This is a genomic window from Ammoniphilus resinae, from assembly GCF_017873965.1.
Lineage (GTDB): Bacteria > Bacillota > Bacilli > Aneurinibacillales > RAOX-1 > Ammoniphilus_A > Ammoniphilus_A resinae.
Window position 1 is genome coordinate 17295 of record NZ_JAGGKT010000012.1, and the last position, 19024, is coordinate 36318.

At 43.2% G+C, this 19024-nt stretch carries 26 protein-coding genes and 1 riboswitch; of the genes, 19 read left to right on the plus strand and 7 right to left on the minus strand.

Translation table 11 applies throughout. The features are described from left to right. Positions 1–100 precede the first annotated feature (100 nt). Entirely contained in the window at positions 101–499 is a 399-nt protein-coding gene (locus tag J2Z37_RS17480) for a VOC family protein (RefSeq protein WP_209811594.1), read from the minus strand. Positions 500–738: 239 nt separating this feature from the next. On the opposite strand from J2Z37_RS17480, the gene J2Z37_RS17485 reads away from it, so the two are divergent. After that, positions 739–1245: an HXXEE domain-containing protein gene (locus J2Z37_RS17485; protein ID WP_245203892.1), complete on the plus strand. Its 507-nt coding sequence runs from the start codon at positions 739–741 to the stop codon at positions 1243–1245. A 17-nt stretch (positions 1246–1262) separates the two neighbouring features. Next, positions 1263–1643 (plus strand): VOC family protein, encoded by a 381-nt coding sequence (locus tag J2Z37_RS17490; protein ID WP_209811595.1) that lies wholly within the window; start codon positions 1263–1265, stop codon positions 1641–1643. A gap of 14 nt (positions 1644–1657) precedes the next feature. Here J2Z37_RS17490 and J2Z37_RS17495 read toward each other — a convergent pair whose 3' ends face one another. Beyond that, on the minus strand, positions 1658–2548 hold the full coding sequence (locus tag J2Z37_RS17495; RefSeq protein WP_209811596.1) for a LysR family transcriptional regulator: 891 nt from the start codon (positions 2546–2548) through the stop codon (positions 1658–1660). A 119-nt stretch (positions 2549–2667) separates the two neighbouring features. On the opposite strand from J2Z37_RS17495, the gene J2Z37_RS17500 reads away from it, so the two are divergent. The 3 genes from J2Z37_RS17500 (at position 2668) to metA (ending at position 5617) form a co-directional block, all read left to right on the plus strand. Beyond that, positions 2668–3408: an SDR family NAD(P)-dependent oxidoreductase gene (locus J2Z37_RS17500; protein ID WP_209811597.1), complete on the plus strand. Its 741-nt coding sequence runs from the start codon at positions 2668–2670 to the stop codon at positions 3406–3408. Next, the gene (locus tag J2Z37_RS17505) at positions 3405–4292 is read left to right on the plus strand and encodes an alpha/beta hydrolase (RefSeq protein ID WP_342453851.1); all 888 of its coding nucleotides are present in this window, start codon (positions 3405–3407) and stop codon (positions 4290–4292) included. The genes J2Z37_RS17500 and J2Z37_RS17505 overlap by 4 nt, the downstream gene beginning before the upstream one ends. Before the next feature lie 398 nt (positions 4293–4690). Then, the gene (metA, locus tag J2Z37_RS17510; protein ID WP_209811599.1) at positions 4691–5617 is read left to right on the plus strand and encodes a homoserine O-acetyltransferase MetA; all 927 of its coding nucleotides are present in this window, start codon (positions 4691–4693) and stop codon (positions 5615–5617) included. 36 nt (positions 5618–5653) lie between these two features. On the opposite strand, the gene J2Z37_RS17515 is transcribed toward metA, so the two are convergent. After that, positions 5654–7699, minus strand: coding sequence for an ATP-dependent DNA helicase (locus tag J2Z37_RS17515; protein ID WP_209811600.1), 2046 nt, complete (start codon positions 7697–7699; stop codon positions 5654–5656). Positions 7700–7810: 111 nt separating this feature from the next. On the opposite strand from J2Z37_RS17515, the gene J2Z37_RS17520 reads away from it, so the two are divergent. Then, positions 7811–8302, plus strand: coding sequence for a hypothetical protein (locus J2Z37_RS17520; RefSeq protein ID WP_209811601.1), 492 nt, complete (start codon positions 7811–7813; stop codon positions 8300–8302). 17 nt (positions 8303–8319) lie between these two features. Here the strand turns inward: J2Z37_RS17520 and J2Z37_RS17525 are convergent, their stop codons facing one another. Beyond that, positions 8320–9048 (minus strand): ZIP family metal transporter, encoded by a 729-nt coding sequence (locus J2Z37_RS17525; protein WP_209811602.1) that lies wholly within the window; start codon positions 9046–9048, stop codon positions 8320–8322. A gap of 118 nt (positions 9049–9166) precedes the next feature. On the opposite strand from J2Z37_RS17525, the gene J2Z37_RS17530 reads away from it, so the two are divergent. From J2Z37_RS17530 to J2Z37_RS17540, 3 genes are all read left to right on the plus strand, one after another. Further along, positions 9167–9751, plus strand: a complete 585-nt coding sequence (locus tag J2Z37_RS17530; protein WP_209811603.1) for a DUF502 domain-containing protein — start codon at positions 9167–9169, stop codon at positions 9749–9751. Positions 9752–9778: 27 nt separating this feature from the next. Further along, the gene (locus J2Z37_RS17535; RefSeq protein WP_209811604.1) at positions 9779–10348 is read left to right on the plus strand and encodes a SprT-like domain-containing protein; all 570 of its coding nucleotides are present in this window, start codon (positions 9779–9781) and stop codon (positions 10346–10348) included. A gap of 161 nt (positions 10349–10509) precedes the next feature. Further along, positions 10510–10707: a cold shock domain-containing protein gene (locus tag J2Z37_RS17540; RefSeq protein WP_209811605.1), complete on the plus strand. Its 198-nt coding sequence runs from the start codon at positions 10510–10512 to the stop codon at positions 10705–10707. Between the two features lie 45 nt (positions 10708–10752). Here J2Z37_RS17540 and J2Z37_RS17545 read toward each other — a convergent pair whose 3' ends face one another. The 3 genes from J2Z37_RS17545 to J2Z37_RS17555 all read right to left on the minus strand — a co-directional run bounded on the left by J2Z37_RS17545 (position 10753) and on the right by J2Z37_RS17555 (position 11787). Continuing rightward, positions 10753–11079 carry a hypothetical protein gene (locus J2Z37_RS17545; protein ID WP_209811606.1) on the minus strand — a complete coding sequence of 109 codons (327 nt, stop codon included), beginning with the start codon at positions 11077–11079 and terminating at the stop codon, positions 10753–10755. Between the two features lie 67 nt (positions 11080–11146). Continuing rightward, positions 11147–11605: a YhcN/YlaJ family sporulation lipoprotein gene (locus tag J2Z37_RS17550; protein ID WP_209811607.1), complete on the minus strand. Its 459-nt coding sequence runs from the start codon at positions 11603–11605 to the stop codon at positions 11147–11149. Positions 11606–11616: 11 nt separating this feature from the next. Continuing rightward, positions 11617–11787: a hypothetical protein gene (locus J2Z37_RS17555; RefSeq protein WP_245203894.1), complete on the minus strand. Its 171-nt coding sequence runs from the start codon at positions 11785–11787 to the stop codon at positions 11617–11619. 234 nt (positions 11788–12021) lie between these two features. Between J2Z37_RS17555 and J2Z37_RS17560 the strand changes: the two genes are divergently transcribed. The 10 genes from J2Z37_RS17560 to J2Z37_RS17605 all read left to right on the plus strand — a co-directional run bounded on the left by J2Z37_RS17560 (position 12022) and on the right by J2Z37_RS17605 (position 19022). After that, a complete protein-coding gene (locus J2Z37_RS17560) occupies positions 12022–12117 on the plus strand; it encodes a YjcZ family sporulation protein (protein ID WP_209811609.1) in 96 nt (31 codons plus the stop codon). Between the two features lie 50 nt (positions 12118–12167). Then, positions 12168–13019 (plus strand): lipoate--protein ligase family protein, encoded by an 852-nt coding sequence (locus tag J2Z37_RS17565; protein ID WP_245203895.1) that lies wholly within the window; start codon positions 12168–12170, stop codon positions 13017–13019. 251 nt (positions 13020–13270) lie between these two features. Then, on the plus strand, positions 13271–13426 hold the full coding sequence (locus tag J2Z37_RS17570) for a hypothetical protein (RefSeq protein WP_209811610.1): 156 nt from the start codon (positions 13271–13273) through the stop codon (positions 13424–13426). Between the two features lie 6 nt (positions 13427–13432). Beyond that, a complete protein-coding gene (locus J2Z37_RS17575) occupies positions 13433–13669 on the plus strand; it encodes a carboxymuconolactone decarboxylase family protein (protein ID WP_209811611.1) in 237 nt (78 codons plus the stop codon). Between the two features lie 48 nt (positions 13670–13717). Then, entirely contained in the window at positions 13718–13945 is a 228-nt protein-coding gene (locus J2Z37_RS17580; RefSeq protein WP_209811612.1) for a carboxymuconolactone decarboxylase family protein, read from the plus strand. Between the two features lie 124 nt (positions 13946–14069). Further along, a complete protein-coding gene (locus tag J2Z37_RS26150) occupies positions 14070–14237 on the plus strand; it encodes an Sjogren's syndrome/scleroderma autoantigen 1 family protein (protein WP_209811613.1) in 168 nt (55 codons plus the stop codon). Between the two features lie 81 nt (positions 14238–14318). Further along, positions 14319–14406: riboswitch (cyclic di-GMP riboswitch) on the plus strand. 81 nt (positions 14407–14487) lie between these two features. Next, positions 14488–15048: an HD-GYP domain-containing protein gene (locus J2Z37_RS17590; RefSeq protein WP_209811614.1), complete on the plus strand. Its 561-nt coding sequence runs from the start codon at positions 14488–14490 to the stop codon at positions 15046–15048. Between the two features lie 522 nt (positions 15049–15570). Continuing rightward, complete coding sequence (gene pdhA, locus J2Z37_RS17595; RefSeq protein WP_209811615.1) at positions 15571–16656, plus strand: pyruvate dehydrogenase (acetyl-transferring) E1 component subunit alpha; 1086 nt, start codon at positions 15571–15573, stop codon at positions 16654–16656. Between the two features lie 3 nt (positions 16657–16659). Next, complete coding sequence (locus J2Z37_RS17600) at positions 16660–17640, plus strand: alpha-ketoacid dehydrogenase subunit beta (RefSeq protein ID WP_209811616.1); 981 nt, start codon at positions 16660–16662, stop codon at positions 17638–17640. A gap of 98 nt (positions 17641–17738) precedes the next feature. After that, entirely contained in the window at positions 17739–19022 is a 1284-nt protein-coding gene (locus J2Z37_RS17605; protein WP_209811617.1) for a dihydrolipoamide acetyltransferase family protein, read from the plus strand. The last annotated feature ends 2 nt before the right edge of the window (positions 19023–19024 follow it).

A 19024-nucleotide genomic window follows, 5' to 3' on the forward strand; every position in this document is an offset into this window, starting at 1 on the left:
TAATCGTTTGCAAAAGAATGACTCGTCTTCATAAAGGAAAATTTTTCCGCTATTCCACCTTTTGAGACTCGGTTTAAGTGAATAGCGGAAATTTTTTCCGTTAAACCGGAAGATTCAACTGCCAAGAGACACCAAAACGGTCATTCACCCAGCCAAATTTCTTGCTAAATCCATAATTATCCAACGGCATAAGCGCTTGTCCACCCTCAAGCAGTTTCTGATAAAGATCATCGAGCTCCTCCTCCGTGCTGCAGGTGAGAAAGATAGAGTGGGAAGGGGTGAAAGTAAACGCGTGCTTCACATTACTGTCGATACACATAAATTCCTGCCCTTTCAAGGAAAAAGTCGCTTGCATCACTGTTCCTTCATCCCCAGGTTCATTCGCCCCGTAACGAACAATACTAGTTATTTCGGAATCCTCGATTAAAGAAACGTAAAAATTCATTGCTTCCTCAGCATCGGCATTTTGAAACATTAAGAATGGGGTCACTTTTTGCATGATGTTCCTCCTTTGTTTAAATCGTGCTCACATTATAACATTCTTATCAATCCCACTCTAATTAAAAACAATTATACAACGCCCAATCTTCGGAATATAATGAAATAAAATGAAGAGAATGGTCAAAGAGGAAACTGGTAAATAAATCTATTATAAAGGGGCATGCAAGCTGTGCCCAACATAATGACACGGCTATTGGAAAGTTACCTACCCGGACAAACCCTTTAGAGGTGAAGACAATGTCTATAAGAAAGGTAATCTTGTTGGGACCACTTATTTTTTTCATTCATGATTTGGAAGAAGTACTGTGGGCCCAGCAATGGCTGGATGAAAACAGACAATTAATAGAAGGGACTTTGCTAGATGGCATTGTCGACAAATTGGGATTCCCTCCATTGGAATTTGGCATCGTGGTCGGAATTGTGACTCATTTATATTGCATCATTTCATATTTTGCTGCTAAAAATCTCAAAGCAGGAATAAGTATGAACCTGTATATTTCTACTATACTAATTTTGTTTGTCAATGTTTTCACCCACCTTGGTCAGAGTATTCTTTTAAAAATGTACACACCGGGTGTGGTCACAGCCGTTCTCGTCGTTTTGCCTTATAGTATTTATGCTTTGAAAAAATTAAAAGTGGAGAATCTGATGACGAAAACCAGTAGGTTAGTTAGTCCTGTGGCAGCTGTGGGAATGGTGTTCATTCTTTTTGGGTTGATGTTTGTAGTAGGTTCTGTGATTTAAATTTAGGAGGGATTCATGTGATTAATAGGTTAGATCATCTCGTATTGACTGTGAAAGATATCGATAGGACGATTGAGTTTTATACGACAGTGCTGGAGATGCAAGTGGTAACCTTTGGATCAAATCGGAAAGCTCTTGTGTTTGGACAACAAAAGATCAATTTGCATCAAGCGGGAAAGGAATTTGAACCCAAGGCCAAACATCCACTTAGTGGTTCAGCTGATCTCTGTTTTATTGTGAATACAGACCTTGAGGTGGTTAAAAGACGTCTTGAAGAGCGTGCTGTTCCCGTAGAAGAAGGGATTGTACCGAGAACAGGGGCATTGGGGAAAATACAGTCATTGTATATACGCGATCCGGATGGAAACTTGATTGAACTTTCGAGGTATGAAGCGTAAGCTAACGGAAAAACTTACTCAATATGCGAAACCAATCCTTGCTTTAGATAGTTATATAGCTTTTGGCTTGCCATCTGGAGCGGGTATGCTGTCTCCTTGCACAAGATTCCGAATGTCATGTGTATGAGGCTTCCGCTGATCATCCTAGTCGTTGTCCTAGGCGCAATGGGGTCCACGATGATTTTAGGAACAAGTGCGATCCCTAAACCGTTCTCCACATAAAATTTCAAGGCCGTCATACTACTGATCTCCATGGTGTCGAGCATCACATTCCCTTTTTCGCGCAAAACCATCTCCAGTTTTCTACGGTATGGACAAATTACTGATGTGATAAGCAGTCGGTAACCTTGAAAATCTTCCGGCTCGATCGTCTCTTTCTTCGCAAGTGGATGATTCTTGGGCATCAACACCAAGAACTCTTCCTGAAACATTGGCTCAAAATATAAATCAGTACCCAAGTCAGGTGCCGTTGAAAGAGCGAAGTCGATTTCTCCTTTGAGGATCTTCTCGCTAAGTATGGGGGTGTTTGCGATTTCCACAGAAACGCGGATATTCGGATAATCGGTCATAAACTTCCCAAGGATACCGGGTAAACGATAACTGGCCGTTGGCTCTGTTACTCCTATACGTAAATGTCCTGCTTCGCCAGATTTTAGGTCCGATAAGCTTACTTGAAGGTGCTCCATATTCTTTACGATTTGTAAGCTCTGGTTGTAAAATAGCCTGCCGGCCTCCGTCAGCCCGATTTCTTTGCCGCGTTCTATTAGGAGTACGCCTAATTCCGATTCCAGCTTTTGGATTTGCATCGTGACTGTAGATTGTACATAGTTCATTTCTTGTGCCGCGCGGATAAAGCTTCCATACTTCACGATCATATGGAATGTTTTAAGTGATTTCAGATCCATATGGCATCCCCCTATATAATTCAAAAAAAATGAATTCCACATTCAATTAATTCAATTATACAAAACTATAATAAGCAATTACAATGAAATTATCAGAAATACAAAGGGGTGGATGCAAAGTGGAATTCAAAAACAAAGTGGCTTTAGTTACGGGCGGGGGTACGGGGATTGGTAAAGCAACGAGTATCGCACTTGCCAAACGGGGAGCGACCGTAATTGTGAACTACTCGCGTTCTGAATTCGATGCAGAAGAGACTGTCAGATTGATCAAGCAAGAGGGCGGTCGGGCGATCGCCATACAAGCAGACGTAACGCAAGACAAGGCAGTTCGGAACATGATCCAAGCGGCCGTGCGACAATTTGGTACAGTGGATTTGCTTGTGAATAATGCCAGTATCACCAAACATATTCCGATGGATGACTTAGATTCGGCAACGGAGGATGTATGGGACGAATTATTCGATGTGAATGTAAAAGGTATGTTCTATTGCGCGCGAGCGGTTGCCCCTTTCATGAAAAAGAACCAACAAGGTGCAATTGTAAATCTTGGCAGCATTGCGGGACAGACTGGGTTAGGCTCCTCGCTTCCTTATGCCGTATCCAAAGCAGCTGTTCATGGACTTACGAAATCATTGGCACGCGCTTTGGCACCTGAGATCAGAGTTAATTGTATTGTGCCTGGAGCGGTTGTGACAAGATGGTGGGCAGGCCAGGAAGAACAAATGAAAAAATTAGCTCCGAATCTTCTGCTGCAACGTATTTCAACACCGGACGATATTGCGCATATGATCTGCGCGGCACTGCAACAAGAAGCGATCACTGGTCAAATGATTACCGTGGACAGCGGTCAAACATTGTGAGTCTAGCTTACCACGAGTTTTCTATAATTTTAGAAAGAAGGTTGAGTATAATGAAACATCATTACGTGGAGGTTGCTGAAGGATATAGGATCCATTACGTACGTGAAGGTCAGGGGACTCCCGTATTATTGCTGCATGGTTGGCCTGGATTTTGGTATGATTGGTGCAAAGTTATTCCACTGTTAAGTAAAGAGGCCGATGTAATTGTTCCGGATTTCCGCGGCTTTGGGTTATCGGATAAACCTAAAATTGAACCCGTCAGAGGATATGGTCCTGCCGTATTGGCAAAGGATATCATAGAGATTTTAGATCATTTGGGACTGGACGAAGTGATTGTCGCAGCGCATGATATTGGAGCGACGATCGCTCAAACGCTGGCTAAAACATACTCTTCGCGAGTGAAATCATTGGTTCTTTTTAACCCGCCTTATCCCGGGATTGGAGCAAGAAGGTTTGAACCGGAGGTTCAAACTGAATTCTGGTACCAGCATTTACACAACCTAGATTTATTTGAACAATTGTTTGCTGATGAGCCCTTAGCTGCGCAAAAATACGTACGCTATTTTTATGAGCATTGGTCGGGAGAAAAGGGAACAATGGAAGAAAACGAATTGCAGTTCATACTGGAAATGTATGCACTGCCAGGAGCCATGCTGAGCAGTATTATGTATTACCGAGCCAGAGCCGCAGACAAAACCAAACAAGCAAGTGTCAGTAGTCCGGGTTCACCTATTCTTCATGAGACCTCTGTGTTTTGGGGCGAAGCAGATCCGGTAATGAAGGTTGAGTGGTCAGATCGCTTGGGTGAGTTTTTTGAGCATGTCACTTTGTTCCTTTGGAGGCGCCAAAGGAAACGGCTGAAGGGATTCTCCGGCATATATTAAAAAATCGTTAGGTGACTTGAATGAGAATATGTGAAACATGTGGCCGCAAGAAAGATAATCGTTCATTTTCACGAGTTATGGCCTATATCTATGTGTCAAAGCAACGCGTACCATTAATCTGCAACCAATGTATGAAGAAATCTCAAGGGGAATAGAGATTTCTTTTTTTTAAATTTTTTACGGACATATTCTATCTGATTGACTCGGAAAATAGAATAAATGTAAATTTAAAAGCATTTTTTTAGGGTAAACTCCTATTTTGATCTGTTCTCACTGGACTTTTTGATATAGAATACATAATATAACTTCTATTGCTGGAGTTCATCATCGTTACTAACCATTTTCCGGATGCAGTTTTAAATTGTAAGGATTAAGTGGGCAAAAGGAGTGTGTATATAATGCCAATCAAAATACCGGACCATCTACCAGCTATGGAGATACTCCATAAAGAAGGAATTTTTGTCATGGGAGAAAGTCGGGCATTCCGTCAAGACATTCGCCCGCTAAGAATTGTTATTCTAAATTTAATGCCGACAAAAGAAACAACAGAGACACAAATTTTGCGTTTGTTAGGGAACTCTGCGTTACAAGTGGAAGCGGTCTTGCTGCATCCCAAAACACATATTCCGAAAAATACGTCTGCGGAACATTTATCTGCATTCTATAAAACGTTTGATGAGATCGAAGATCAAAGCTTTGACGGGATGATCATTACGGGTGCACCGATTGAACATTTGGAATTTGAAGAAGTAAACTACTGGCAGGAATTAACGGAAATTATGGATTGGAAACTGGAAAATGTGACCTCTACACTGCATATCTGCTGGGGGGCGCAGGCGGGACTTTACCACCATTATGGGGTGAAAAAATATCCGCTGCCAGAAAAGATGTTTGGAGTCTTCAAACATCGCGTATTAAAGTCAAATACGAGCTTGCTTAGAGGATTCGATGATGAGTTTTACGCGCCGCAATCCCGTTATACGGAAGTTCGTCATGAAGATATTGCGAAGGTGCCTGAGTTGGAGATCTTATCTGACTCTGAAGAATCAGGGATCTATATCGTGGCGTCGAAGGACGGAAGGCAAATCTTTGTCACCGGGCATTCCGAATACGATCCGCTTACCCTAAAGTTGGAGTATGACCGTGACAAGGCCGCGGGATTGAATACAGCCGTCCCGAAAAACTATTTCCCTAACGATGATCCAACCAAACCACCGGTTCAACGTTGGAAATCGCATGGGAACTTATTGTTTGCCAACTGGTTGAACTATCATGTGTACCAAGAAACACCATATATTCTACGTTCAAAAGTAAAATTAGACTAAACAACGAGAAAAGGCTGACCCTTGGGTCAGCCTTTTTCAAACTTGGAAATTATCCAGCGCCTTGCCAATGTCTTGCAAGTTTTGCGAGATCGGGCTTGGGGGCAAGCTATTGAAAACCTTCTGCCCATATTTCCTGTTGTGCAGGCGGGCGTCCAGAATGACCACAACCCCTTTATCCTGCTTGGTTCGGATCAATCGTCCAAACCCTTGCTTGAGGCGAAGAATGGAAAAGGGGAGGGAATAATCTTCGAAAGAGTTATTCCCCATTTTCTCTAATCGGTCAATTCTCGCCTGGGTAATCGGCTCTGTGGGAACAGGAAAAGGCATCTTTGCAATGACCACACAGATTAGATCATCACCCGGCACGTCCACACCTTCCCAAAATGATTCACAGCCGAACAAAACAGTATGGGGGTCCTGTTTAAAATCAGTTAGCAGCTTTTCTCTCGAAGCCCCGGATTCATGCAATAACCCCCGCATTCCCCGCTCAGTTAACCAATCTTCCAATTCAAGATAAACCTTATTCATTTGCGCATAGGACGTAAACAGTAAGAAGGTCCTTCCCTTTGTCTGCAGCAAGATTTCCTTCATCGCCGCCATAACAAAAGCGTCGAAATTCCGCTCCGTTGGCAAGGGAACATGGTTTGGCACGACCAAAAGCGATTGTTCTTCATACGAAAAAGGGCTCGCTGCCTGGAATGTTGTGTATTCATCAATTCCCAGCCTTTTCGCGACAAAATCGAAATTCCCCTGCGCGGTTAAGGTAGCCGAAGTGAGAACCACTGGTTTTTTTGTAAACAGCTTTTCTCGAAGTAACTCATGGATTTCAATCGGTGCCGAATGGAGCGTGAGACAGTGCGCCCAATAGGCATCATCCTGCAGTAAGTTTTTTTTAGCCGGGGGAGTATACTCTACCCAGGTCGCCCATTCATCGGATTGCAGCCGCAGCAGGACATGCCGAAACATTGCATCAAATTGGATGAGGTTGTTGATATATCGTCCAAGACCAATCGTCGTTTCCGTTTCTCCATGTTCCAATTCTAAAAATTCCTTTTTGTCTTGTACCGATTGAATGACCTCTTTGAAGATCCCTTCAAACGGATAATGTTCAACGATGGGGCGGTTCAATAGATACTGGGTACGCTCGCGTGTAGCAAGGTTTCTTCCCAATGGGGCAAATAATTCTACTAAATCCGCATACAAGCGGTTATACTGTGCCTCGACATGGGCCTTCAAATCTGGGTCTTCCACCCCTCTTGCCCAATGGGTGCGATTCCGGGTAAAGCGGCTGAACAAATTATAGATTAAGTCCAGATTGACAGTGAATTGAAACTGCTTGGTCACTTGATCTTCAATCCGATGCCCCTCATCCATAATCACAAAATCATAATCAGGCAAAATACTCGCTCCCTGCGAGCGTAAGGCCAGATCGGTAAAAAAGAGAGCGTGATTCGCGACGATCACCTGCGCTTTTTGCAGTTTACGTCGGGCGTTTTGGATGAAGCAATGCTCGTGAAAGGGACTTTCCTTGCCCATGCAGTCGTCTGCATCCCCGCGAATCTCCTCAAACAATTCATTGGGGATGAAAAAGGGCACCTCGTTGCGATCGCCAACTTTAAGGCCTTCCAACTGTGATTGCAGTTTTTGCGCGGTAGCAGAGTAGCTTGTTTCTTCTGTTAACGAAGCACTGACCGCAAGGTCCAACTTTCGCTTGCATATATAATTTCCACGTCCTTTGGCCAGCTCAAAACGGAAATGATCGCCCCATTCCGAATCGATTTTCCCCAGTATTTGCTTCACCAGTGGCAGCTCTTTTTGTAGAAGCTGATTCTGCAGTGTGATCGTATTGGTGGAGATAATGACCCGTTTTTCTTCTTTCATTGCCCAATATGCCGCTGGCAGACAATACCCGAAGGATTTTCCCGTGCCTGTGCCGGCTTCAATTATCCCGTGTGTTTCTGATTCCAGGCAGGACCAGACCGTCTTTGCCATTTGGTACTGTGCCTTGCGCGGCTGGTAGGGATGCAACAGTGTAGAGAGAAGGCCATTTCGCTTAAATATATCGTATAAAAAAGTAGTCATATGGATACCTGCTTTGTTTTCGTTTCGAATCTTGTTTCCTTTTCTACTATACCGATGCAGGAATCATCCGTCCACTCGTTTGTCTGAAAGAGATGAAGGAGGAAATAAAATTTGCAAATGATTGGCAAGAAGATTAACATGGAGTATAAAACATACGAAGGAGTATTCAAGATGTGGGAAATTTATCATCTGATTCAACAAGCTGAACTTACCCCCGGGGATGGGCAGGAACTAGTCTTGCATTGCCTTGTCCCGACCAGTGCGGAGCATTTTAAAAAGCTGTTAGACGGGGCAACACAAGCTGCCCTGGGGTTTGACGGGGGCTCTGTCGACGGACAGTCCTTGATTGGTTTTCAGCTGCGCAATGCAAATGGAGAATTTTATCTAGCTTTGCCAAAAAAAGATTGGGAATTATTGCTGGAGCAGCCAGATGAAATAGTTTTTCACTATGGCACAGGAGAAAAGGAACGTTTTTCCGCCACTTTCCTAAATGGGCTGTTCGAAGGTTTTCTGGATCAAGTAATCGATCGGTACAATCGGGGGGAGAAGGATCCATTTACGACAGATATTATCGCAGTATTTGCAGAGGAAGAAGAGGCCTAGTTATGGCCTCTTTTCATTTATCCCAACCATTGAATGATGCCAAGCATCAATAAGAGACCGATAATAAAAGAAAGGGTTGCTGCCTTCGCATGACCGTCTCCGTGGCTTTCGGGAATTAATTCTTTGTACACAATATAAAGCATGGCCCCAGCGGCAAAAGCAAGACCATAAGGGACTAATCCGGAAACGTAGGCCGTTAAGTGATAACCCATGATACCCGACACAATTTCTACAGAACCGGTTAACGAAGCGAGAGTAAAGGCCTTCCATTTCCCAACCTTTTGATTAATTAAGAATAAGGCAATGAGGAATCCTTCCGGGGCATTTTGCACACCGATGGCAAAGGCGATTAAGGGACCTAATCCTTGATGTTCACTTGCATAGCTGACGCCCACGGACAATCCTTCTGGCAAGTTATGCAGGGTTATCGCTGACAGGATTAGCCATGATTTTGCATCCATTGCAATGTTGACGACCGTATGTTGCAAATCAATATGCGGGACGATATATTCCAAGTAGGTGAGGGCAAGCGTTCCAAGAATTACCCCCACTGAAATAACCACCATATTCGAAATGGCCAGGGCTTGGGGGATTAAGCTAAACGTTGAAGCCGCAACCATAATCCCTGCTGTCAAGGCAAGTAATATATCACGCCATTTATGCGTTACACTCCGAAAAAAAAGAATGGGCAAAGCTCCCAAGCCGGTGGCAAAGGCGGAGAGAATGCTCCCAATGTAAACATCCATGTTCTATCCCTCCAGTTCAATTATGTGCGTATGTATATGTCTATGTCAGAAACCTTTCAAGTGTTTTTACGTATTTAAGGGAAGGATGAATATCTTATAAAATTAAGGAGTGCAACCTATGAAACGAATCCTCTTTAGCGGTTTGATGGTTACTGTTCCATTAGGGATAACCCTCTATACGATTTATTTAATTTATACATGGTTAAACTCAATTTCTAGTTGGTTGCCGCTGCCCATGTTCCCAGGTTCGGGTATTCTCTACATATTCTTATTTATAGCTGTCGTAGGTTATATAAGTCAATGGTGGGTTGCAAAAAAAGGGTTAGCTTGGATAGAAAAGGTAATTGGAAAATTCCCTATCATTAAGACCTTGTATAAGATGACAAAAGAAACGTTATCCTCCTTTGGCGGGGAAAAAAAGGCCTTCTCACAAGTCGTATTGTATCAGGAGCATCCGGATGTGATGCGGATTGGGTTTTTAACGGCAGAGGACGTGCATCAATTCGAACTTGGTGATGACTATGTTGCCGTTTACTTTCCCCATGGCTTGCAGGTTTCGGGCGAATTAAGGCTAATTCCTAGAAATCTCATCACTTATGTCCAGACACCGGTAGAAGATGCCTTACAATTTTGTCTCAGTGCTGGTGTGGCATCAAGTAAAAAGGAGAATCCAATGGAATTTCGGGCTACAAAGGAAGTATAATAGAGACAGTAGTCGGAGGTTATATACATGGATCAGAAACGGGAGATTGATTTTAATCCGCAAAAATTGCAAGCCATTGCTGAGAAGCTCTCCCAGCATTTCTGGGGGCAGCCGGTAGGGATTCCGGTGGAATGGAACGGCCGCTTAACCCGTAGTATGGGGAGGTTTGTTTATCGGATGAAGGGCAAACAGCGGGAACCCCTGAAAATCGAAATGAGCAAACATGCGGCACAGTTTATCGATCGAGAAATTTTTATTGCTGTAATGCTTCATGAATTATGTCACTTCCATCTTTTTTGCAAGGGTCAGCCCTTCCATGACCATCATCCGCACTTTGAACGCGAACTTCTTCGCGTCGGGGCCATCTCCACAAACACCGTACGGCTTCCGGAAAAGATCTTTCAGCTTTACTGTACTAACTGCGGGCAAAACCTCGGTGTAGTGAAACGGATGAATTCTGACCGCTATCGAAGCTCGTGCTGTCATGCCAAGATTAAAAAGCTGGAAAAATGGGTTGGAGAATTTCAATATGATGGAAGTATTTTAAAGAACAGTAAAGTTCGCATCCATCCCGGGGAAAAGAGGACATTGTTCTGAGTATTTTATATTGTCAATAACAAAGAAATCTAATATAATAATATTGATTCAAAGTCGGTAAGAACGTTATCTTGAGGCCGTACCTTGCAGTGATGTTTTGGGGCTGAAGATTTTTCGTTTGTTTCCGATTTTTGTACAATTAGCCCGAGGAGGTCTCAAGGATGCTAGGAAAAGTTAAATGGTTCAATGCAGAAAAAGGATATGGTTTTATCGAGCGTGAGGACGGTGGAGACGTATTCGTCCACTACAGCGCTATCCAAACTGATGGATTCAAAACGCTTGAAGAAGGTCAATCCGTTGAATTCGACATCGTCGAAGGAAACCGCGGACCGCAAGCAGCTAACGTAACTAAGGTTTAGTATCTAAAGCATACAAAGCATCCATTAAGTGAATGGATGCTTTTTTCATTCAGTTAGACTTTTTCGAATTTCGTATAGGAAGTCAATGCGACTGCGGATGCTATTCTCGACAATAGAATTTAATCCTGATTGTGACGAAGTTTCCAAAATTCTTTGACTTTGGTAGATCAGATTGTCAACCGATTCGAGAAGCAGGGGTTGATATTCTTTCGGCAAAGGAATAAACCGATTCGATTCATGAAAAAATTTGGTGTAGGTATCCAGTGCTCTTTCAAAGGCATCATTTTCGCTAATATTGAGCTCCTGGGCATAATCTTTTACTTTCTGAATGACTGCCTCATCAAGGTAATATGTCTTCCTTTTTTTAGCCATCCTACATCCCCCCTTTATGTATCCACTATAACACGAACAAGCCTGATACAGAAGGGGGGGGAAGGCTCTAGCCGTGCATATCTTTATTTAGTTTTTCAAACTTCTTCTTTTGCTCTTCTGGAGCGATCGATCCAGCCTTCAGTTTGCTTCGAAGGTCACTTAATTCCTTATAAATTTTTTTGTCCGTTGTAATATGAATGGTATACTTCTTGTCTGCTTCTCTTCTAATTTTTTCATGTAATTCCTTTTTTATTGATTTTAACTTGAAACGATCAAACCCTGTCACCTTAACTGCAATGGAAATATCCTTGTCTAGAACAACTGATACCGCTTCGTCAACACCTTTTATTTTCTTGGCAGTTTGTTCCGCTTGTTTTGAAAGCCTCGGATTATATAAGTTGTTTTGTTTGGTGCTTAATGTCTTCGCGCTTGTATGCGCGGGTTCCTGTTTAGTTTGTTGTGGCGAACTTTGACAAGCTGTAAGAATGACAAATAAAAGGGCAAATCCGGTGATCTTGATTTTCATGTGATCCTCTTTTAGTCTGTTGTTTTTGGCGGGGATTCTTTTTCGATTTCCGTAGCGGTGTCGATTTCTCCGTTATGATAATCTGGTCCAACATGCCCTCCAGCCAGACCTTCATTGGTCATCCGATCTATGTCCATAAACCACTCTTCTTTTCCCTCGTGTTTCAAATCTTTTGGTTCCATTTTTAATTCCTCCTTCATATGTTCCTTCTGTACTACCTCAAATTATTTTTCCGCCAAGAAGAAAGTTCTATCCTGGTGAAGGCTTTTAAGGCATATAAATAGGTTTTGCCTTTCTCCGGGAATTATTCTCAACCTCAGGGCGAAAGCCCAATTTTATTCGTTTGGGCATATACCCATACAGACCTCCGCTCCTGTACATAGGATAGATCAACAACATAAAGGAGGTATTCCCAAATGAGTTGCTTTAGTGGAATTTTTGATGATGAGGGCTTTTTGATTATCCTGGTGCTGTTTATCCTATTGGTTATCGTAGGTGCTGGGGAAGACTAATCATAGCTAGGAAAGAGCGTCCGAAAGGGCGCTCTTTCTCTTGTGTTATAATGAAGGAAAATCAAGTCGCGGGAAAGGATCGATCTATGAAAGAACTACAATTACCTTCTTCATTCCACCTCATGAATGCTTGTCAGGACTTGTATCAAGGGGATATTCTTTACCCTTTTGCCGTGGATGAGGTGTTATGTAGAAAAATAGGGGAGGGCAGCGTGCCTCCACTTGTTCATATATGGCGACATCAAAAAGCATTTGTACTTGGACTGCGGGATCGCAAACTTCCAAATGCAGAGGATGCAATGGCTTGGCTGGAAGCACAGGGGTATCAGGTGTCTGTGCGAAATTCAGGTGGTGCAGCTGTTCCACTGGCTCCTGGTGTGCTCAATCTTTCCTTAATTCTGCCCAATCCTCAGGGGGTCATGGAATTTCACCAGGACTTTGAAACAATGTTTCAGATCATTCGTAGAGCATTGGCGGGAATTACGGCTATCTCTAAAGGTGAGATCAAGGGTTCTTATTGCCCTGGGGACTTCGATTTAAGTATTGACGGCCGGAAATTTTGCGGAATTGCCCAAAGACGTCAGACGAAGGCTTTTGTCGTACAAGCCTTTATTGTTGTGACGGGGGATGGAACGCAGATGGCCGATTTGGTTCGCCAGTTCTATCAGGTTGCTACAGGGGGACAGCAGAAGGGGGCATTTCCAGCTGTGGAACCTGATCAGATGGCAAGCTTAGAACAATTAGTTGGGCTTGAAACGCTAGATCAATTTATGCAACCGCTAATGGACCTTTTTTCTGCTGCGGGTGGTGTTGTTGTAGATTCATCTTTTTTGCATCCCTTTGAAGAGGAGATTCGGGACGCCATACCTATGCTGCGGAGCAGGTATGAAAGAAGAGGATGATTGTTTTACTTACAAGAAGGAAAGTTGGTACTAAATATTGAATTTAAATTATATACATGTTCCTATCGAACTGAAAAGAGGAGGTAACTGCAATGAAAGTGATTAAAGAAAATCGTCAGTATGGCATTTTTCTCTTAGAAGATGGGTATAGCATTGTCCACCCAGCTTGACCGCCGGGCATTTGGAACATCGGTGATGTTCGAGATATTGGGACCCGTCGCAGACTTTCGGATGATGAAGTAAAAGCTTATATGGATATTATTGCTCCGGATCTCCCTTGGCAGCAGGCAAAAGAGGAACTGTGGAAAGATTGCGGCTTTATGGGGCAACCTGGTACGAAGGAAAAGGAACAAAACATTTATCGTGCAATTATGGAGGAAGGGATAGAAATAAAAGAAAGGGCGTGAATGAATATGCCGATTTTACCACCTTTATCAGATTCTGAAGTTTCTGAGGAACTGAGAACGATTTTTGAAAAGTCAAAAAGAGGTTCCGGAAGTGATAATATGGTGCGGACGTATGCCCACAATCCTGAACTATTACAATCCTTTCTTCAATTTTACGGGGGGGTTTGGAAGGGGTCAATCGATCCCAAATTAAAGGAAATGGTTCGCTACCGTGTCGCCCTTGATGGCCAATGCATGTACTGACAGAATGCAAGAATCGCTTGGGTCAAGCGATTAGGATTGACGGAAGAGATGCTGCAGAAAGTAGAAAACTTTGAAACCGCTGATCTCCCAGATCTACATAAAAATGTTCTGAGATTAACTGATAAAATCGTGGCTAATGATCTAACGGGCAGGGAAGAAATTTATACCATTTTAAAAAGAGATTTCTCAAATAGCGAGATCGTTGAATTAACCATGGCGATTTCCGCATTTATAGCTTTTGGACGGGTAAATCGTTTTCTGGATCTTGAGTTTTAATGTGAGTGAAGCTGATCTTTAAAGGGGATCGGCTTTTTTGTTTGACTGACAAGTGTTTTCTATGGTGGTCTGGATCTATTTATGATAAATTATCACTAACTATCGTAAATAAAGAGGTTAAAATATGCTGAAAAAAATCTGTAGTCAATGTTCTATCCCCTCATTCAGCAGTACAGACGAGGGTCCATGGATCTGTCCGAATTGCCAAGCGGATTTGACCAACCTTCCTAGCGAAGATGCAGGGAGAGACGTGGATTCTTTCGTTCGATCAGATTTTATAGGTAAAAAGTAATAGGTATTGAAACCCAGTGAAATATGGAGTAAAATAAAGAAGAAATATTTGACAATTTTCAACAAAATATGACTTAGTATCCTTCGATAATAGCAAACCCACCGAAAGGTGGGGACGCAAAGCCACAGGTCTAAAGCACTTCACGTGCCATGGCGGCTGGGTTGCCGAAAAGTGGAGATAAAACTACCATTCCATCTTTCTTTGTATCTTGAAGGATGGTTTTTTTTATTTTGTTAGGAGGATTATTTCCGTGAAAAGTGCTTTGGAATACCTTGAACAATTAAAGAATCATCATTATGAAACATTTCTCCATTCGCATCGGGTTGCAGGGCTGTCTCTAGCGATTTCCAAACAATTAGGATGCACAAAGGCAGAACAGGAAGAAATCTACTACGGCGGAATTCTTCATGATATCGGGAAATTAAAAATACATACTGAGATCCTGAATAAACCAGGGAAATTAACATTAGACGAATGGAAAATCATTCAACAACACCCCCTACTGGGGTATCAAATGCTCGAAGGACTTTCGCTTAGCCTGAATATTCGTGAGATTATCCTCATCCACCATGAAAGAGTAAACGGAAGAGGCTACCCTTTTGGCTTGAAAAAGGAGCAAATTTCGTTGGGGGCATTAATCGTAGCTGTGTCTGACAGCTTTGACGCGATGACGAATAACAGACCCTACCATAGCTTGAAAACAGTTTCCCAGGCGATTGAAGAGTTAAAAAGAGAGAAGGAAACACTATATAGTCCACAGGTAGTGGATGCGTTGGTTGAAACTAGACTAGTTAGAGGTGGACGGGGGTAGTGGTTGGGATTTATCATGCGCTTTGATTACTAATTGTAATCGTTTGCAGAGTTTTTAACGGAGTGATATTCCGTTTTTTTAGATTAACTAAGGCTGTAATCTTGAATAACGGAAGAATTTCCTGCTATTGTCCTTCATACCCTGATGAAGGACTTTTTTCATGCCCTCCTCCCGAAATACATCACCTTGATGTGCCGCTCTCCTCTCTTCCTTAAACTGAAACAGCACCCGTAACTGTTTCGTCCATGCATCATCATTTCCCTTTTCCTACAAATGCCCACTGTACTTCCGAATTTCTTGGATCTTATATAACAATGTAGCACATCTGAGCACATATCTTGAAAAAAATGGGGTAGACCTTGGATGTGTTGTGCTATATAATGGTTTTAAACTGTTACAAAAACAATAATATTCCACTGCTTGTTTTGTTGATATATTCCAGATGATGATTTGAAACAGTTCGTTTTTTAGATTATAACAGAGTGTAACAAGCTGTAGATAAAACATGATGAGGTGATTGAAATGGGGAACATCGTATCGGAAATTCGAGTCGAGGACATTCAGACGTTGTCCGTTCTGGCTCCCGATGGATCTGTTGTGAATCAGGATGCAATGCCGGATTTAAGTGATGAACAGTTGCGTGAATTAATGAGAAGAATGGTGTTTACACGTGTTTGGGATCAACGCGCCATTAGTTTGAACCGGCAGGGGCGTTTAGGTTTTTATGCTCCTGTTGCTGGGCAAGAGGCAAGCATGATTGGAAGCCAATTTGCTTTGCAAAAAGAGGACTTTATTCTTCCAAGCTATCGGGATATTCCACAAATTGTTTGGCACGGGCTGCCGCTTTATCAAGCATTTCTATATTCTCGCGGCCACCAGCAGGGGGGGCAAATTCCTGAGGATGTCCATGTTTTAATGCCACAGATTATTATTGCGGCGCAAATTATTCAAGCCACGGGTGTAGCTTTAGGCTTCAAAATGAGAGATAAGAAAAACATTGCCATCACTTACATTGGCGATGGTGGTACTTCCCAAGGGGATTTTTATGAAGGATTGAATTATGCAGGGGCATTTCGGGCGCCGGCTGTTTTCGTTGTGCAAAATAACCGTTATGCCATTTCTGTACCAATCGAAAAGCAAACGGCAGCTTCCACTTTAGCACAAAAAGCAGTAGCTGCAGGAATCGCTGGCGTGCAAGTAGATGGAATGGACGTGTTGGCTGTTTATAAAGCAGTATCAGACGCTGCAGAACGTGCTAGAAACGGTGAAGGCCCAGCATTGATAGAATCTTTGACCTATCGCTTCGGTCCACATACATTGGCTGGAGATGATCCGACCCGTTATCGTACCAATGAGGAAACTTCGGAATGGGAGCAAAAGGATCCGCTGATTCGTTTTCGCAAATTCCTGGAGAACAAAGGTCTATGGACTGAAGAAGATGAAAATCGTGTAGTGGAAGAAGCAAAACAGGCTGTAGCAGATGCAATTAAGAAAGCGGATGAGACGGAAAAAATGACCATCCCGCAATTGATCGACAGCATGTTTGAAACGCTGCCGCCGCATTTAGCAGAACAAAAAGCAGCATTTTCGGCAAAGGAGGGCAAATAAATTATGGCACAGATGACGATGATTCAAGCGATTACAGATGCTATGCGTGTAGAACTGGAACGTGACCCAAATGTTCTAGTGTTTGGTGAGGATGTTGGGAAAAACGGAGGCGTATTCCGTGCAACGGAAGGCTTGCAAAAGCAGTTTGGAGAATCTCGTGTATTCGATACACCACTTGCTGAATCGGGAATCGGCGGACTAGCGATTGGGTTAGGGTTACAAGGTTTTCGTCCCGTTGCCGAAATTCAATTTTTCGGCTTTGTGTTTGAAGTGTTTGACTCGGTGGCTGCGCAGTCTTCAAGAATGCGTTATCGCTCTGGTGGCCGTTACCACAGCCCAATTACTTTCCGGGCGCCTTTTGGCGGTGGAGTGAAAACTCCTGAGTTGCATTCCGATAGCTTGGAAGGATTAATGTTGCAAACGCCTGGCTTGAAGGTAGTTATTCCTTCCAATCCATATGACGCGAAAGGGCTGTTAATTTCAGCGATCCGTGATAACGATCCAGTCGTTTTCCTTGAACATATGAAATTGTACCGTTCATTCCGTGGTGAAGTTCCAGAAGGGGAATACACCGTTCCGATCGGAAAGGCAAATGTTGTCCGCGAGGGTAGCGATGTGACCATTATTACTTATGGGGCAATGGTTCATACTTCTCTGAAGGCAGCGGATGAAATTGAAAAATCAAGAGGGGCTAAAGTTGAGGTCATCGACCTCAGAACGATCAGCCCAATTGATATCGACACCATTGTCGCTTCTATCGAAAAAACCAACCGTGCGATCGTTGTTCAGGAAGCCCAAAAAACAGCCGGTGCTGCTGCGGAGATCATTGCGCAAATCAATGAAAAAGCGATTCTTCACTTAGAAGCACCTGTATTAAGAGTTTCAGCACCTGATACGGTTTTCCCATTTGCGGCGATTGAGGATGAATGGTTGCCAAATCCGGCGCGTGTCATTGCGGCCCTCAACCAGGTGCTTGATTTCTAAATAGGTTTCCTAGGAAATCTACTACATTATTCCAAAAGGTATCTATTTAAGATATAGTAGAAAAGAGATAATGGAAGGAAGAGGAGGTCAAAGGGTCTATGGCAATATTCGAGTTTAAACTTCCCGATATCGGTGAAGGGATCCACGAGGGTGAAATCGTCAAATGGCATATCCAGGCTGGCGATCAAGTACAAGAGGATCAAATTATTATGGATGTACAAAACGATAAGGCGGTTGTTGAAATTCCCTCACCTGTAAGCGGGAAAGTCGTTGAGGTTAAAGTTCCTGAAGGAACCGTTTCGGTTGTTGGGGATGTTCTGGTGACATTTGAAGTAGAAGGAGCGGGCACACCAGAGCCCCAGTCTGAAGAGGTAAAAGAGGATTGCGCAGTAGGCAGCAGTGTGGCAGAGAATGTATCTCAGGTTAAGGTGGAAACACCTCTTGCTTCGGTGCCTTCTGATAGAAAAGTGTTGGCCACTCCAAGTGTGAGAAAACTTGCCCGTGAACAGGGTGTAGTCTTGGCAGAAATCCCGGCAACAGGGAAAAATGGGCGGATTACCAAGGATGATGTTTTACAATTTGTTTCTGGCGGAGCTGCTCCTGCAGCGGTTTCTATTGAAAAAGCAGAAACCGTAGAACAACCTGTTACGGCAACAATTGCTCCTGCAGTCGTAGGAGATCGTGTGGAAGAACGGGTGCCGCTCAAAGGGGTTCGCAAAGTGATAGCCAATGCGATGGTGAAATCCATGTATACGGCACCACATGTTACGATGATGGATGAAGTAGATGTAACCAATTTGGTTGCCCTTCGCGAAAAAGCAAAACCACTAGCCGAGCAAAAAGGGGTAAAGTTGACCTATTTACCATTTATCGTGAAGGCGTTAGTGGCTGGTGTGAAGCAATTCCCTGTGTTGAACACGATGATTGATGAAGAGAAAAACGAAATTGTTTATAAAAAATACTATAACATCGGAATTGCAACGGATACTGACAATGGCTTGTTAGTTCCTGTTGTTCATGATGCGGACCGCAAAAACATGTGGACGATCGCTTCTGAAATCAAGGATTTGGCTACTCGCGGCCGCGAGGGCAAGCTGGCGGCTCATGAATTGAAAGGAAGCACGATTACCATTACGAATATCGGTTCATCCGGTGGACTGTTCTTTACACCTGTGATTAATTTCCCTGAGGTTGCGATCCTCGGAACGGGCCGGATTACGGAGAAACCGGTCGTTAAAAATGGGGAAATTACGATTGCACCGATGATGTCCTTGTCCCTAAGCTTTGATCACCGGATCATCGATGGGGGTACGGCACAACATTTCATTAATTATCTGAAGCAGCTGTTAGAAGATCCTCAGCTACTTGTGATGGAGGTATAGTC

Excerpts from the sequence above, each read along its gene's own strand:
- J2Z37_RS17480 (WP_209811594.1), bottom strand. The coding sequence starts at position 499 with ATGCAAAAAGTGACCCCATTCTTAATGTTTCAAAATGCCGATGCTGAG.
- J2Z37_RS17485 (WP_245203892.1), top strand. The coding sequence starts at position 739 with ATGTCTATAAGAAAGGTAATCTTGTTGGGACCACTTATTTTTTTCATT.
- J2Z37_RS17495 (WP_209811596.1), bottom strand. The coding sequence starts at position 2,548 with ATGGATCTGAAATCACTTAAAACATTCCATATGATCGTGAAGTATGGA.
- metA (WP_209811599.1), top strand. The coding sequence starts at position 4,691 with ATGCCAATCAAAATACCGGACCATCTACCAGCTATGGAGATACTCCAT.
- J2Z37_RS17515 (WP_209811600.1), bottom strand. The coding sequence starts at position 7,699 with ATGACTACTTTTTTATACGATATATTTAAGCGAAATGGCCTTCTCTCT.
- J2Z37_RS17525 (WP_209811602.1), bottom strand. The coding sequence starts at position 9,048 with ATGGATGTTTACATTGGGAGCATTCTCTCCGCCTTTGCCACCGGCTTG.
- J2Z37_RS17530 (WP_209811603.1), top strand. The coding sequence starts at position 9,167 with ATGAAACGAATCCTCTTTAGCGGTTTGATGGTTACTGTTCCATTAGGG.
- J2Z37_RS17535 (WP_209811604.1), top strand. The coding sequence starts at position 9,779 with ATGGATCAGAAACGGGAGATTGATTTTAATCCGCAAAAATTGCAAGCC.
- J2Z37_RS17540 (WP_209811605.1), top strand. The coding sequence starts at position 10,510 with ATGCTAGGAAAAGTTAAATGGTTCAATGCAGAAAAAGGATATGGTTTT.
- J2Z37_RS17545 (WP_209811606.1), bottom strand. The coding sequence starts at position 11,079 with ATGGCTAAAAAAAGGAAGACATATTACCTTGATGAGGCAGTCATTCAG.
- J2Z37_RS17550 (WP_209811607.1), bottom strand. The coding sequence starts at position 11,605 with ATGAAAATCAAGATCACCGGATTTGCCCTTTTATTTGTCATTCTTACA.
- J2Z37_RS17555 (WP_245203894.1), bottom strand. The coding sequence starts at position 11,787 with ATGGAACCAAAAGATTTGAAACACGAGGGAAAAGAAGAGTGGTTTATG.
- J2Z37_RS17560 (WP_209811609.1), top strand. The coding sequence starts at position 12,022 with ATGAGTTGCTTTAGTGGAATTTTTGATGATGAGGGCTTTTTGATTATC.
- J2Z37_RS17565 (WP_245203895.1), top strand. The coding sequence starts at position 12,168 with ATGAAGGAAAATCAAGTCGCGGGAAAGGATCGATCTATGAAAGAACTA.
- J2Z37_RS17570 (WP_209811610.1), top strand. The coding sequence starts at position 13,271 with ATGGATATTATTGCTCCGGATCTCCCTTGGCAGCAGGCAAAAGAGGAA.
- J2Z37_RS17575 (WP_209811611.1), top strand. The coding sequence starts at position 13,433 with ATGCCGATTTTACCACCTTTATCAGATTCTGAAGTTTCTGAGGAACTG.
- J2Z37_RS17580 (WP_209811612.1), top strand. The coding sequence starts at position 13,718 with ATGCTGCAGAAAGTAGAAAACTTTGAAACCGCTGATCTCCCAGATCTA.
- J2Z37_RS26150 (WP_209811613.1), top strand. The coding sequence starts at position 14,070 with ATGCTGAAAAAAATCTGTAGTCAATGTTCTATCCCCTCATTCAGCAGT.
- pdhA (WP_209811615.1), top strand. The coding sequence starts at position 15,571 with ATGGGGAACATCGTATCGGAAATTCGAGTCGAGGACATTCAGACGTTG.
- J2Z37_RS17600 (WP_209811616.1), top strand. The coding sequence starts at position 16,660 with ATGGCACAGATGACGATGATTCAAGCGATTACAGATGCTATGCGTGTA.
- J2Z37_RS17605 (WP_209811617.1), top strand. The coding sequence starts at position 17,739 with ATGGCAATATTCGAGTTTAAACTTCCCGATATCGGTGAAGGGATCCAC.